Genomic DNA, 13,512 nt, shown 5'->3' with positions numbered 1-13,512 from the left:
TCCGTCGTCGGCAGCGTCAGATGTGTATAAGAGACAGGTTGGCAACTGCTCGGTGTGTTGCGGGACGGGCGGCCGGCGGTGTCGTGGGCAGGGCAGGGGCAGGGCAGGGGCAGGGCAGGTGGGACAGGGGGCGGGGCAGGGGCTCGGTCAGGCCCGACGGCGGCGGTTGCGGCGCTGTCAGGCGGGGAGGTGGGCGTCGAGCCAGTCGACGATCTCGGCCTCGACCTCGTCGCGGTTGGTCTCGTTGAGGATCTCGTGCCGCGCGCCGGGCCAGAGCGTGACGGTGACGTCCCGGACGCCGACGCGCCGTAGCTGGTTGGCGACCGCCCGCACGCCCTTGCCTTTGTTGCCGACCGGGTCCATGTCGCCGGCGGCGAGGTATATGGGCAGGTCCTCGGGGATCCGCGACACGACGCGGTCGCTGTTGACGGCGGCCAGGCCCTTGAGCAGGTCGACGAAGCCGCCCGCGGTGAAGACGAACCCGCAGTCGGGGTCCGCTACGTACTTGTCGACCTCGGCCGTGTCGCGCGAGAGCCAGTCGAACTCGGTGCGCGTCGGCTTGAACGCCGCGTTGTACTGGCCGAACGTCAGCTGGTTCATCAGGCCGCTGACGTGCTCGTGGCCGCGGAGCCGCGCCTGGGCCGTGGCGAGGAGGACCCCGACGTTGCCGAGCGGTCCGGCGCTGCCGGCCGTGCCGGTCAGCACGAGCCCGGCCAGCTCGGCGCCGTGCTGGGCCGCGAAGCCCCGGGCCAGGAAGCTGCCCATGCTGTGGCCGAGGAGGAAGAGGGGCAGCTCCGGGTGCTCCTCGCGGGCCCGGTCGGCGACGGCGCGCAGGTCGTCGACGACGGTCTGCCAGCCCTCGTTCGCGGCGAAGCTGCCGCGCGTGCCGGGCGTGCGCCCGTGACCGCGGTGGTCGGACGCGTAGACGGCGTACCCGTGGGCCGTCAGCCGCTCCGCGAAGCGCGCGTACCGCGAGGAGTGCTCGGCCATGCCGTGCGCGATCTGGACGATGCCCTTGACCGCGCCGTCGGGCAGCCAGCGGTTGACGAACACCTCGGTGCCGTCGGGCGTGGTCAGCGTGAACGTGCTGCTCTGCATCGTGGTCCTCGCGGGCTCGGTGGGTCCTGCGGGCACTGTATGACGCATCGCAACGTGCCTGCTGGCTTCCCGCAAGTTATCTGCAATCGGGCAAAGCGGCGTGTCTGCCGACGTTTCAATGGAGAAAGTCGGAACAATTCATGACGACGCAAAGACTTTGACGGTTGGCCCGATGTGGTACGTGAACCGTCGCCCGGGGCCCGGACTCGCACGGCGAGCCGGGCCCCAAAATGTGCCCTTCCGGAGCGCGTCGGACCGCGTCAGACCGCGTCAGACCGCGTCAGACAGCGTCAGACCGCGACGGGCAGGGTCGCGAGGAACGCGCCCCACGCCCGGGCCCGCACGACCTCGTCGTGCGAGAGCGGACCGTCCGTACCACCGACCCAGAAACTCTCACCGCGCTCGGCGCGTCGGAACCCCTTGTGCCGCAAGGCGATCGCTGCCTGCTTGGCCGCTGACCCCGGCAGCATCCGGACGTGGACGCGGGTGTCGAACGTGACCACCCGCAGGTCCTCGCGCGGCTCCACCTCCTGGATCCACTCCCGGATGCCGCGGTGGGCCGAGCCCGTCGCGCCCTGGCGAGCCGCGTCGGCCCGTGTCGAGCTGCGCGACATGGAGAACGCGTGCGTCGGGCCGCCGACGAGGAGCAGCTCCACGTCGTCACCGATGCGGGTCGGGGCCTGCGTCACGGGGACGACGCGGACCGTGGTCGGGTGGCCGCCCGGATCTGGGGCTGAGGCGTCTGGTGGACTGCCGGGCGGCGCACCGCGGGTGCGGGCGATCCCCTCGGCGATGGCCTCGGCGATCGCGGCTGTGTTGCCGAACATGGACTCGTGGACGATCAGGGTGCTCATGGGATCCGCCTCCACGGCCATCGTCCCGCGGCCCGCCGGGGGCGTCCGCGAAAGGTGACCCACGAGACGGTCCGGACGGTGTGACGTGCCGGACAGGACTCGTGGGTCACACTCCCGCGGCGCCGCGCGAGGACCGGCCTAACGTTGAAAACGTAGAGCCGTCAACGGAGTTCGCCATGAAAACGCGTCATGTTGTCATGTTGGTCATCGGCTGCCTGCTCCTCCTGCCGGGGTTGGGCCTCATCGTCGGCGGTGGTGCCATCGGGGTGCTGGAGGCGACGACCCGCGACAGCGCCGGCTGGCACTCCGTGTCGATCGAGCGCCTCGCCTCCCCGGGCGTCGCCGTGACGACCACCGACACGATGGTCCGGCTCGACGGCCCGAGCAGCGTCGTCGACCGCCTCGACCTCGAGATGCGCCTCGCCGTGACTCCCGCGGACGGCGTCAACCCGGTCTTCGTCGGTGTCGCGCCCACCGCGGCCCTCGACCGCTACCTCTCGGGCGCCGCGCGCGACCAGGTGGTCGGCGTCGATGCCCGCGGCGTCGTCACCTACCGCGCGGTGCCGGGCAGCGGGTCGGTCGCCCCGCCCGCCACCGAGAGCTTCTGGGCCGCCAGGGCCACCGGCTCGGGCACCCAGACGCTGACGTGGACCCTGCGCTCCGGCAGCTGGACCGTGGCCGTGCTCAACGCGTCCGGTGTGCCCGGCGTGTCGGTGTCGGCCGTCGCCGGCGTCCGGTCCGCGGCGGTCGTGCCCCTCGGCGTCGGGATGGTCGTCGTCGGGCTGGTGCTCCTCGTGGTCGGCGTCGTCCTCGTCGTCACCGGTGTCCGCGGACGGGACCGCGCGCGCGACCACGACCACGACGAGCCCGGCTCCGGGCCCGGCCCGACGCCCCAGGGGCGTCCCGTCGTGACCACCGGAGCTGCGGGCGCCGGCCCGGGGGAGGGGTCCGCGTCCTTCGGCATCGACCGGGCGGACGCGGTGCAGCCGACGCTCGCGCACCCCGTGGTGCTCGAGGCGCGGATCGCGCCGGACCTGTCGCGCTGGCTGTGGTTGGTCAAGTGGTTCCTCGCCCTGCCGCATTTCGTCGTGCTCGTCGGCCTGTGGCTCGTCTTCGGCGTGACCACGGTCTGCGCGTGGTTCGCGATCCTCGTCACCGGCCGCTACCCGCGCAGCCTCTTCGACCTCAACGTCGGCGTGATGCGGTGGAGCTGGCGCGTCATGCACTACTGCGGCTCGGGCGGACTCGGCACCGACCGCTACCCACCGTTCTCGCTGGACCCGCAGCCCGGTGACGACGCGCGCCTCGACATCGCCTACCCCGAGCGGCTGTCGCGCGGCCTCATCTTCGTCAAGTGGCTGATCCTGCTGCCGCACTGGGTCGTCGTCGCCCTCATCGTCGGGACGCAGTCGCACACCGACGGCCAGGGCGTGCGGGTCGGTGGCTGGCCCGGTGTGCTCGGCATCCTCGTGTTCGTCGCGGGCATCGTGCTGCTCGTCACCGGCACGATGCCGCGGGGGTTGTTCGACGTCGTCGTCGGGCTCAACCGCTGGGTCTACCGCGTCATGGCGTACGCGGCGCTCATGACCGACGTGTACCCGCCGTTCCGCTTCGACGCCGGTGGCAGCGAGCCGCTGCCGCCGCTGGCCCCGCCGTCCGGCCCGCCACGCGGCGACGCGGTGGTCCCGCCGGACACGGTCGTCCCGCCGGACGCGTCGACCCCGGGTGAGCCTCGGCCCGCGGACCAGCCCGACCTCTGGCACCACACCCCGACCGGCTGACCGGCCGGGCCCGAGAGGAGTCCTCATGTCCACCCACCTGCACCAGCCGACCCGTGAGCCGACCAGCCAGCCGTCCCGCCGGACCGCCGGTGGGACGCTGCCCGCGTCGGCGAGCGCCGGCTACATCGCCGCGGTCGTCGTCAACGGGGTGCTGCTCTACCTCATCGACGTCGCACCCGGCTGGGAGGCCGTGCCGTTCCTGACGCCGGCGATGACGCTCGTCCTCGGCCTGGTCAACGCCACGCTCGTGGCCGGGCTCGTCGCCAACCTCGTCTACACCGTGGCCGACCCGCCCCGGCTGCGCGCCCTCGGTGACCTCGTCACGACCTCGATCGGCCTGGCCGCCCTGGTCCGCATCTGGCAGGTCTTCCCCTTCGACTTCGCCCACGACGCGGTGTGGGAGGTCGTCGCCCGGACCGCGCTGTGGTTCGGCTTCGTCGGCAGTGGCATCGCGATCATCGTTGCCCTCGCCCGCCTCGCCAGCGGCCGTCGCTGACCCGCCTCGCCCGGGCCGAACGCGTCGGTGAGGCCCGAACGCGTCGGTAGAGCCCGAACTGACCGGTGCACCGGACAGTTCGGCACCGAACGAGTCGTTCGGTGCTGAGGCGCGGGATCGGTCGGCCGAACGCGTCGGTGAGGCCCGAACGCGCCGCCGAGGTCCGAACGCGTCGGTAGATCCCGAACTCACCGGTGCACCGCACAGTTCGGCACCGAACGAGCCGTTCGGTGCCGAGGCGCGGGATCGGTCGGCCGAACGGGTCGGTAAAGCTCGAACGCGCCGCCGAGGGCCGAACACACCGGTGGACCGCGCAGTTCGGCACCGAACGACTCGTTCGGTGCTGAGGCGCGGGATCGGTGTGACCGAACGATTCGTTCGGTGCTGAAGAAGGGGTGGCGGGGGGTCAGTCGGGGGTGGCGGAGAGGACGTCGGCGAGGTCGTAGCTGACGGGCTCCTCGAGCTGGGCGTAGGTGCACGACTCGGGGTCGCGGTCCGGGCGCCAGCGGACGAACTGCGCCGTGTGACGGAACCGGTCGCCCTCCATGTGGTCGTAGCGCACCTCGACGACGCGCTCGGGCCGCAGCGGGACGAACGAGAGGTCCTTGCCGTTGTTCCAGCGCGAGTACTCCGAGGACCGCGGGTTGCGCACCCCCTCCTCCGGCTGGGCCCAGTTCCACGGGTGCTCGTCCCACTCCGCGACGAGCGGCTGCAGCTCCTCGAACAGCTCCCTGCGCCGCGCCATGGGGAACGCGCCGATGACGCCCACCGACGCGAGCTGTCCGTCGGGGCCGTAGAGGCCGAGCAGGAGCGAGCCGATCGCGTCGGGACCGCTCTTGTGGACGCGGTAGCCGGCGACGACGCAGTCGGCGGTCCGCTCGTGCTTGATCTTGTACATGAGGCGCTTGTCCGGCTCGTAGTGCACGTCGACCGGCTTGGCGATGACGCCGTCCAGCCCGGCCCCCTCGAACTGGGTGAACCAGCCGCGCGCGACCTCGCGGTCGGCGGTGGCCGGCGTCAGGTGCACCGGCGGCTGGGCGTCGGCCAGGGCCTTCTCGAGGGCGGACCGGCGCTCGCTGAACGGGCGGTCCACGTACGAGACGCCGTCGAGGGAGAGCAGGTCGAACGCGACGAACGAGGCCGGCGTCTCGGCCGCGAGCTTCTTCACGCGCGACGCGGCCGGGTGGATGCGCTGCTGGAGCAGGTCGAAGTCGAGGCGGTCCCCGGACGACGGTGACACGAGGACGATCTCGCCGTCGATGACCGCCTGCTCGGGGAAGTTGGCGAGCACCGCCTCGACGACGTCGGGGAAGTACCGCGTCATCGGTTTCTCGTTGCGCGAGCCGATCTCGACGAGGTCGCCGGACCGGTAGATGATCGAGCGGAAGCCGTCCCACTTCGGCTCGTAGAGCACCTCGCCCTTGACGGCCGAGAAGTCCTTGACCGGCTTGGCGAGCATCGGCGGGACCGGCGGCACGACCGGGCCCCACACGTCGCGCAGCTCGGCGTCGCGCTCGGCCTTGGGCGCCATGTACTCCGCGTCGGACTTGTCCTGCCGGCGTTTGCTCGGCTGGACGCGCGGGGGCTCGCCGGGCATCTTCGGGTAGTCGGGCGGGAAGTTCAGCTCGCCGAGGCCTCGCTCGTGGACGTCCTTGTCCCACAGCGCGATCGCGGCCGCGACATCGCCGACGGCGTCGTCCATGCCGTCCCACGCGTGGCCGCGCGACGCGACGAGCCCGGGCACGGTGCGCAGCGTCAGCTCCTTGGGGTCGACCGACCGCAGCTCGTCCCACGTCACCGGCGTCGACACCGGGGCGCCCGGCAGCGGACGCGGCGAGTACGCCGAGGCGATGGTGCGGTCGCGGCAGGCCTGGTTGAAGTCGACGAAGACGCGCTCGCCGCGCTCCTCCTTCCACCACGAGGTCGTGACGAGGTCGGGCAGCCGGCGCTCGAGCTCGCGGGCGATGCCGATGACGCCATGGCGCACGTCGAGGAACTCGTGCGTCGGCGCGACCCGCGCGTAGACGTGCACGCCGCGGTTGCCCGACGTCTTGGCCCAGGCCGTCAACCCGATCTCGGCCATGACCTCGCGCAGCGCGAACGCCGCCTCGACGGCGTCGGCGAAGCCGCGCCCCGGCTGCGGGTCGAGGTCGATGCGCAGCTCGTCGGGGTTGTCGATGCTGCCGGTTCGCACCGGCCACGGGTGGAAGGTGATGGTGTTCATCTGGGCGGCCCACACCGCCGTGGCGACCTCGTCGACGACGAGCTGCGGGTGGCGACGGCCGGAGGGGTACGTGCACACGACCGTGCGCACCCAGTCGGGCACGCCCTTCGGCGGGTTCTTCGAGAAGAACTCCTCGCCCTCGATGCCCTCGGGGAAGCGCTGCAGCGTCACCGGCCGGTCGCCGAGGGCGTGCAGCAGCGGGTCGGCCACGGCGACGAGGTACTCGGCCATGTCGAGCTTGGTGACCGGCCTGCCGTCGGCCATCCCCTCCGCAGGCCACAGCACGCGGTCCGGGCTCGACACGCGCACCTCCCGCGCCCCGGACGGGCTGGCCGGGCTGGGCGCGACGACGACGGCGGGCTTGGCGCTCACGGGCCGATCGTAACGACGCGGACCGTCACCGGGGCCCGGCGCGCGGCCAAGCCCGCCACCGCCAAGCCCGCCACCGTCAAGCCCGCCACCGCCAAGCCCCCACGCGACCGCGTCGAGGAGTTCACTGGGGAGGACCGCCACGACGAGAGGGGACCACTGTGCTCGAGAGCTCCAAGGCCTTCAGCGGCTTCGCCGTGAAGGACCTCGACGCCGCCCGCACCTTCTACGCAGACACGCTCGGCCTGCACGTCACCGAGGAGAACGGCATGCTGACGCTGCACCTCGCGGGTGACCGCCCGGTGCTCGTCTACCCCAAGCCGGACCACACGCCGGCGACGTACACGATCCTCAACTTCCCCGTCGAGGACATCGAGTCCACGGTCGAGGGGCTGGCCTCGCGGGGCGTCACCTTCGAGCACTACGAGGGCACGCCGATGGAGACCGACGCGTCGGGCGTCTTCCGCGGCGGTGGTCCACCCATCGCCTGGTTCACCGACCCCTCGGGGAACGTGCTCTCGGTCCTCGAGGCGCCCGGCCCGTCCTGACGCGGCTGCCGGTCCGGGTGCCCGTTCCCGCCCGCTTTCGCGTGCTCGGCGTGTGCGCTATGGCCTCCCTCGCCGAAGAGCCACAAAAACGGGTGCCCGAATCCCTTTACTTGAGCCCACGTCGGTGGTTCCATGGAACGACCGGCCCCACCACGGCCGGGCCCGGCACCACCACCGAGCATCACCACCACCGAGCATCACCAGCACGACCAGCACCCGGCACGAGGACGGCACGGCGCGACGAGCGCGCCACCGGCAGGACGAAGGGGTCCGATGTACGCAGCGGAGCGGCAGCAGCGCATCATGAGCGAGGCGCGCCAGGCCGGCAGGGTCGAGGTCAGCGCCCTCGCCGACACCCTCGGGGTCGCCGCCGAGACCATCCGCCGCGACCTGTCCGCACTCGAGCGCCGCGGCTCGCTGCGCCGGGTCCACGGCGGCGCGATCCCCGTCGAGCGCCTCGAGGTCGAGCCCACCCTCGCCACCCGCTTCGGCCGGCTCGCCGACGTCAAGCGCCGCATCGCCGCCCGCGCCCTCGAGCAGGTGCCTGCCGGCGGCAGCATCGTCCTCGACTCCGGGACGACCACCCAGGCGCTCGCCGAGCTGCTGCCGCCGGACGCCGAGCTGACGGTCGTCACCAACAGCGTCCAGATCGCCGGCGTCCTCTGCGCCCGGCCCGGCATCTCCCTCTACGTCGTCGGCGGCACCGTCCGCGGAGTCACCGGTGCGGCCGTCGGCGTCTGGGCCGTCAACGCCCTGCGCGACGTCGTCGTCGACGTCGCGTTCGTCGGCACGAACGGCCTGTCCGCGGCCCGCGGGTTCACGACCCCGGACCAGTCGGAGGCCGTCGTCAAGCGGGCCATGGTCGCGGCGGGCCGGTCCGCCGTCGTCCTCGCCGACTCGAGCAAGGCCGGGGACGACCACCTGCACCGCTTCGCCGGCCTCGACGAGGTCGACGTCCTCGTCACCGACACCGACCTTCCCGACGACGTCGCGGCCGACCTGCGGGCCGCCGGACCCGAGGTGGTGACCGCATGATCGTCACGCTCACGCCCAACCCCAGCGTCGACCGCGCCGTCGTCATCGACGCCCTGCGCCGCGGCGAGGTGCACCGCGCCACGGAGAGCCGGATCGACCCGGGCGGCAAGGGCGTCAACGTCTCCCGCGCCCTCGCCGCCAACGCCGGCCGGACCGTCGCCGTCCTGCCCGCCGGCGGGCCCGAGGGCCACCTGCTCGAGGAGCTGCTCGACGCGTCCGGCGTCTGCCGCCGTAGCGTCCCCGTCGCGGGCACGGTCCGGATGAACATCAGCGTCCTCGAGCCCGACGGCACGACGACCAAGCTCAACGAGCCGGGCCCGACGCTGTCGAGCGCCGAGGTCGACGCGCTCGTCGACGCCACCGTGGCCCTCGCCGGCGAGCTCGACGCCGGCTCCGACTGGGTCGTCGGGTGCGGCAGCCTGCCGCCCGGCGCACCGGCCGACCTCTACGCGACGCTCGTGGCCCGGGTCCGCGACCTCGGCGTCCGCGTCGCCGTCGACTCCTCCGGCGCCCCGATGGCCGCGGCCGTCGCGGCCCGCCCGAGCCTCGTCAAGCCCAACCACGAGGAGCTCGCCGAGGTCGTCGGGCACGACCTGCCCACCCTCGGCGACGTCCGCGACGCCGCCCTCGACCTCGTCACGAACGGGATCGAGTGCGTCGCGGTGAGCCTCGGCGGCGACGGCGCGCTGCTCGTCACCGCCGACGCAGCCGTCCACGCCCGCGCGACGATCACCGCCCCGCTGTCGACCGTCGGGGCCGGCGACTGCATGCTCGCCGGCCTCCTCCACGGCCTGTCCACCGGGCAGGGACCCGAGGAAGCCCTCGTCACCGGCGTCCTCTGGGGCGCCGCGGCCGTGACGCTGCCCGGCAGCCGCGTCCCCACGCCCGCCGACCTGCTCGGCATCCCCGTCGACAGCACCGACACCCCTGACTTCACCTGGCGCCTGGCCGGCTGAACCGAAAGGAACCCGCATGTCCCTCATCACCGAAGAGCAGGTCGTCCTCGACCTCACCGGTGCCGACCGTCACGAGGCGACGCGCACGCTCGGCGAGCGCCTCGTCGCGACCGGCCGCTGCACCGACCTCGACCAGTTCCTCGCCGACGTCCGCACCCGCGAGGAGACGATGGCCACCGGTCTGCCCGGCGGCATCGGCATCCCGCACGCCCGCAGCACGGCCATCACCGAGCCCTCGCTCGTCTTCGGCCGCACCTCGGGCATCGACTGGGGTGCCAAGGACGGCCCCGCCCGTCTCGTCTTCCTCATCGCGGCCCCCGAGGGCGGCGGCGACGCCCACATGCAGATGCTGCCCAAGCTCGCCCGGGCGCTCATGAAGCAGGACTTCAAGGACGCCCTCCTCGCCGCGACGACCGAGGCCGAGGTCGTGCGCGTCGTCAGCCAGGAGGTCGCCCTCGACGCTCCTGCCGCCTCGGCCGCCCCTGCCGCGACCGGTGCCGCAGCCGGTGCCACGGCCGGCGGGGCAGCTGCCAGCGACGCCACCGGCGCGGCCGCCGGCTCGGTCGCCACGGCCACGCGCGAGCGGCGGACCCTCAACCTCGTCGGCGTCACGTCGTGCCCCACCGGCATCGCGCACACGTACATGGCCGCCGAGGGCCTCGAGAACGCGGCGAAGGCCGCCGGCCACACGATGAAGGTCGAGACGCAGGGCTCGGCCGGCAGCAAGCCGCTGAGCCCGGCCGAGATCGCCGCCGCCGACGCCGTCATCTTCGCCCACGACCTCCCGGTCAAGGACGCCCGGCGCTTCGCCGGCAAGCCGCTCGTCGACGTCGGCGTCAAGAAGGGCATCTCCGACGGCCCCGCCCTCGTGGCACAGGCCGAGCAGCTCGTCGCTGAGTGGGACGCCGACCCGAGCAAGCGCGAGGCGGCTGCCGCCGCTGCCGCCGCGGCCGGCGCGTCGGGCGGGCTCACGACGAAGGTCGACGAGAGCGCGAGCACCGGCACGAGGATCCGCCAGTGGCTCATGACCGGCGTCTCCTACATGATCCCGTTCGTCGCGGCGGGCGGCATCCTCATCGCCCTGTCGTTCATGCTCGCCCAGGTCGCCCTCGGCCAGCAGGGCGCCATCGAGATCGTCAAGTACAACCTCAAGCCGGGCGACCCGCTCAACATCGCGACGACGTTCACCCCCGGCAGCCTCACCTCGTGGGCGGCGCTGCTGTTCGTCATCGGCGGCGCATCCTTCGGCTTCCTCGTGCCGATCCTGTCCGGCTTCATCGCCTTCGCGATCGCCGACCGGCCCGGCCTCGTGCCCGGCATCGTCGGCGGCTCGATCGCGGCCACGATGGGCGCCGGCTTCCTCGGCGGTCTCGTCACCGGCCTGCTCGGTGGCTTCGTGGCCCGCTGGGTCTCCGGCTGGAACGTCGCCAAGGGCGTCCGGGGCGTCATGCCCGTGGTCGTCATCCCGCTGCTGAGCTCCCTCATCACCGTGGGCCTGTTCATCACCGTCCTCGGCCGCCCGATCAAGGGCCTGACGGACGGGCTCAACAGCTGGCTCACCGGCATGAGCGGCGCCAGCGCCGTCGTCCTCGGCCTCATCCTCGGCGCGATGATGGGCTTCGACCTCGGCGGCCCGGTCAACAAGGTGGCCTACGCGTTCGCGACGACCGGCCTGGCCGCCGCGGGGGCCGCGACCGACGCCCCGCAGCTGAAGATCATGGCCGCGGTCATGGCCGCCGGCATGGTGGCTCCCCTGGCCATGGCGCTCGCGACGACGGTCCGCCCGCACCTGTTCTCCGAGCCCGAGCGCGAGAACGGCAAGGCGGCCTGGCTGCTCGGCTTCTCGTTCATCTCCGAGGGTGCCATCCCGTTCGCCGCGGCCGACCCGGTGCGCATCATCGCCTCGTCCGTCGTGGGCTCGGCGATCACCGGGGCGCTCGCGATGCTCTTCGGCGCGACCCTGCGAGCCCCGCACGGAGGCATCTGGGTGCTGCCGCTCATCGGCAACTTCCTCCTGTTCGTCCTCGCCCTCGTCGTCGGCGTCCTCGTCATGGCGGGCATCGTCGTCGTCCTCAAGTCCCGAGAGCACAACCTGGCGCAGGTCGAGGCCAGCGCTACCGTCTGAGAACACCCGACAGCGAAGGAGAGCCGTTCATGGCCAGTCGTACCGTCACCATCGCCTCGTCCGTGGGCCTGCACGCCCGTCCCGCCGCCCTCTTCGTCGAGGCCGCGAGCAACAGCGGCCTCGACGTCGAGATCGCCCGACCGGGCCAGGACCCCGTCGACGCGACGAGCATCCTCGGCGTCATGGCCCTCGGGGCCAAGCACGGCGAGGAGGTCGTGCTCAGCGCGGAGGGCGACGGCGCCGACGCGACCCTCGACCAGCTCGTCGACCTGCTGTCGCAGGACCTCGACGCCTAGGAGGCACCATGGCCGCCGCGACGACGATCCACGGCATCGGTGTCAGCCCCGGCACGGCGTACGGGCCTGTGGTGCAGGTCGCACCACCGGTCCCGCCGCCGACCGACGAGGCTGCGCCGGAGGACCACGAGACCGCCCTGGCCGACGTCAAGGCGGCGTTCGAGGCGGTGGCGGTCTCGCTCGAGGAGCGGGCCGCCCACGCCGACGACACCGCGCAGCAGATCCTCAAGGCCACCGCCCTCATCGCCCGTGACAAGGGCCTGGTCAAGGCGGCCGACAAGCTGCTCGCCGCCGGGCAGGGCCGGGCCACCGCGATCAGCCACGCCGTCGAGGAGTACGCCGCGCAGTTCGAGGCCCTCGGCGGCTACTTCGCCGAGCGCGTCACCGACCTGCGCGACGTCGGGGCGCGCGCCGTCGCCGCCGTGCTCGGCGTGCCCGCGCCGGGCGTCCCCGACCTCACCGAGCCGTGCGTCCTCGTCGCCGAGGACCTCGCGCCCGCCGAGACGGCCACGCTCAACCGGGCCCTCGTCGTCGGCATCATCACCCAGGGCGGCGGGCGCACGAGCCACACCGCGATCCTCGCCGCCCAGATGGGGATCCCGGCCGTCGTCCAGCTGCACGGCGCGATGGACATCGCACCCGGCACGCCCGTCGCGCTCGACGGGGACTCCGGCGAGGTCGCCGTCGACCCCGACCCGACGCTCGTCGAGGAGCAGGCCCGACGCCGGCAGCGGCGGGCCGATGCCCTCGCGCACCTCTCCGGCCCCGGCCGCACCGCCGACGGAGCCGCCGTGGCGCTGCTGGCCAACATCGGCGGCGTCGAGGACGCCGAGGCCGCCGGCCCGCTCGACCTCGAAGGCGTCGGCCTCTTCCGCACCGAGTTCGTCTTCCTCTCGGCCGACAAGGCGCCCACGGTGGAGGAGCAGGCCGACATCTACCGACGCGTCATGGCGCCCTTCGGCGACCGACGCGTCGTCGTCCGGACCCTCGACGCCGGCGCCGACAAGCCGCTGGCCTTCGCCGACCTCGGCCCGGAGGAGAACCCGGCCCTCGGACGCCGCGGCCTGCGCCTGTCGGCCGAGCGCCCCGAGCTGCTCGACGCCCAGCTCGAGGCCCTCGCCATCGCGGCGCGCGACACAGGGGCCGACGTGCGGGTCATGGCCCCCATGGTGGCCACCGTCGAGGAGGCCGCCTGGTTCGCGCGGCGGGTCCGCGAGAACGGGCTGCCCAAGGCCGGGGTCATGATCGAGGTGCCGGGTGCCGCGCTGCGGGCGCGGCACGTGCTCGGGGAGGTCGAGTTCGGCTCGCTGGGCACCAACGACCTCGCGCAGTACACGATGGCCGCCGACCGCATGCAGGGCGAGCTGTCCGACCTGCTCGACCCGTGGCAGCCGGCCGTCCTCGACGTCGTGGCCCTCGCGAGCGAGGGGGCGGCCGCCGCCGGCCGCCCCATCGGCGTCTGCGGCGAGTCCGCCGGTGACCCGCTGCTCGCGCTCGTCCTCGTGGGTCTCGGCGTGTCGTCGCTGTCGATGGCGCCGAGCAAAGTGCCCATCGTGCGGCTCGCGCTCTCGGTGCACACCCTCGCCGAGTGCCAGGGACTGGCGGCGGCCGCCCGCGGCGCCCGAACCGCGTACGAGGCCCTCCAGGTCGTCCGCGACCGCGCCAACGCCGAGCTCACCGACCTCCTCTGACCCTGTCTCTTATACACATCTGACGCTGCCGACGACGGA

At 73.1% G+C, this 13,512-nt stretch carries 11 protein-coding genes; 8 read left to right on the top strand and 3 right to left on the bottom strand.

Going from position 1 to position 13,512, the window contains the following annotated elements:
* Positions 1-177: 177 nt before the first annotated feature.
* Both ACR9ZK_RS16985 and ACR9ZK_RS16980 read right to left on the bottom strand, forming a co-directional pair.
* A complete protein-coding gene (locus ACR9ZK_RS16985) occupies positions 178-1,098 on the bottom strand; it encodes an alpha/beta hydrolase (RefSeq protein ID WP_481343131.1) in 921 nt (306 codons plus the stop codon).
* Positions 1,099-1,388: 290 nt separating this feature from the next.
* Complete coding sequence (locus ACR9ZK_RS16980) at positions 1,389-1,952, bottom strand: flavodoxin family protein (RefSeq protein WP_481343130.1); 564 nt, start codon at positions 1,950-1,952, stop codon at positions 1,389-1,391.
* A 197-nt stretch (positions 1,953-2,149) separates the two neighbouring features.
* Here ACR9ZK_RS16980 and ACR9ZK_RS16975 point away from each other — a divergent pair, with 197 nt between their 5' ends.
* Positions 2,150-3,733 (top strand): DUF4389 domain-containing protein, encoded by a 1,584-nt coding sequence (locus ACR9ZK_RS16975; RefSeq protein WP_481343129.1) that lies wholly within the window; start codon positions 2,150-2,152, stop codon positions 3,731-3,733.
* A 25-nt stretch (positions 3,734-3,758) separates the two neighbouring features.
* On the top strand, positions 3,759-4,229 hold the full coding sequence (locus tag ACR9ZK_RS16970) for a hypothetical protein (RefSeq protein WP_481343128.1): 471 nt from the start codon (positions 3,759-3,761) through the stop codon (positions 4,227-4,229).
* 406 nt (positions 4,230-4,635) lie between these two features.
* Here the strand turns inward: ACR9ZK_RS16970 and ACR9ZK_RS16965 are convergent, their stop codons facing one another.
* The gene (locus ACR9ZK_RS16965; RefSeq protein WP_481343127.1) at positions 4,636-6,825 is read right to left on the bottom strand and encodes an ATP-dependent DNA ligase; all 2,190 of its coding nucleotides are present in this window, start codon (positions 6,823-6,825) and stop codon (positions 4,636-4,638) included.
* A gap of 158 nt (positions 6,826-6,983) precedes the next feature.
* Between ACR9ZK_RS16965 and ACR9ZK_RS16960 the strand changes: the two genes are divergently transcribed.
* From ACR9ZK_RS16960 to ptsP, 6 genes are all read left to right on the top strand, one after another.
* A complete protein-coding gene (locus ACR9ZK_RS16960) occupies positions 6,984-7,370 on the top strand; it encodes a VOC family protein (RefSeq protein ID WP_481343126.1) in 387 nt (128 codons plus the stop codon).
* A gap of 273 nt (positions 7,371-7,643) precedes the next feature.
* Positions 7,644-8,405 (top strand): DeoR/GlpR family DNA-binding transcription regulator, encoded by a 762-nt coding sequence (locus ACR9ZK_RS16955; protein WP_481343125.1) that lies wholly within the window; start codon positions 7,644-7,646, stop codon positions 8,403-8,405.
* Positions 8,402-9,361 carry a 1-phosphofructokinase gene (gene pfkB / locus ACR9ZK_RS16950; RefSeq protein WP_481343124.1) on the top strand — a complete coding sequence of 320 codons (960 nt, stop codon included), beginning with the start codon at positions 8,402-8,404 and terminating at the stop codon, positions 9,359-9,361. Before ACR9ZK_RS16955 ends, pfkB begins: the two co-directional genes overlap by 4 nt.
* Positions 9,362-9,377: 16 nt before the next feature.
* Positions 9,378-11,486 (top strand): PTS fructose transporter subunit IIABC, encoded by a 2,109-nt coding sequence (locus ACR9ZK_RS16945; protein ID WP_481343123.1) that lies wholly within the window; start codon positions 9,378-9,380, stop codon positions 11,484-11,486.
* Positions 11,487-11,515: 29 nt separating this feature from the next.
* On the top strand, positions 11,516-11,782 hold the full coding sequence (locus ACR9ZK_RS16940) for an HPr family phosphocarrier protein (RefSeq protein WP_481343122.1): 267 nt from the start codon (positions 11,516-11,518) through the stop codon (positions 11,780-11,782).
* 8 nt (positions 11,783-11,790) lie between these two features.
* On the top strand, positions 11,791-13,473 hold the full coding sequence (gene ptsP, locus ACR9ZK_RS16935; RefSeq protein ID WP_481343121.1) for a phosphoenolpyruvate--protein phosphotransferase: 1,683 nt from the start codon (positions 11,791-11,793) through the stop codon (positions 13,471-13,473).
* Positions 13,474-13,512 lie beyond the last annotated feature (39 nt).

Source organism: Monashia sp. HAY1-5C, from assembly GCF_056755255.1.
Note: the sequence above shows the minus strand (reverse complement) of the source record. Positions and strands in the feature narration are given on the sequence as shown.

Excerpts from the sequence above, each read along its gene's own strand:
- ACR9ZK_RS16940 (WP_481343122.1), top strand. The coding sequence starts at position 11,516 with ATGGCCAGTCGTACCGTCACCATCGCCTCGTCCGTGGGCCTGCACGCC.
- ACR9ZK_RS16985 (WP_481343131.1), bottom strand. The coding sequence starts at position 1,098 with ATGCAGAGCAGCACGTTCACGCTGACCACGCCCGACGGCACCGAGGTG.
- ACR9ZK_RS16975 (WP_481343129.1), top strand. The coding sequence starts at position 2,150 with ATGTTGGTCATCGGCTGCCTGCTCCTCCTGCCGGGGTTGGGCCTCATC.
- ACR9ZK_RS16945 (WP_481343123.1), top strand. The coding sequence starts at position 9,378 with ATGTCCCTCATCACCGAAGAGCAGGTCGTCCTCGACCTCACCGGTGCC.
- ACR9ZK_RS16980 (WP_481343130.1), bottom strand. The coding sequence starts at position 1,952 with ATGAGCACCCTGATCGTCCACGAGTCCATGTTCGGCAACACAGCCGCG.
- pfkB (WP_481343124.1), top strand. The coding sequence starts at position 8,402 with ATGATCGTCACGCTCACGCCCAACCCCAGCGTCGACCGCGCCGTCGTC.
- ptsP (WP_481343121.1), top strand. The coding sequence starts at position 11,791 with ATGGCCGCCGCGACGACGATCCACGGCATCGGTGTCAGCCCCGGCACG.
- ACR9ZK_RS16955 (WP_481343125.1), top strand. The coding sequence starts at position 7,644 with ATGTACGCAGCGGAGCGGCAGCAGCGCATCATGAGCGAGGCGCGCCAG.
- ACR9ZK_RS16970 (WP_481343128.1), top strand. The coding sequence starts at position 3,759 with ATGTCCACCCACCTGCACCAGCCGACCCGTGAGCCGACCAGCCAGCCG.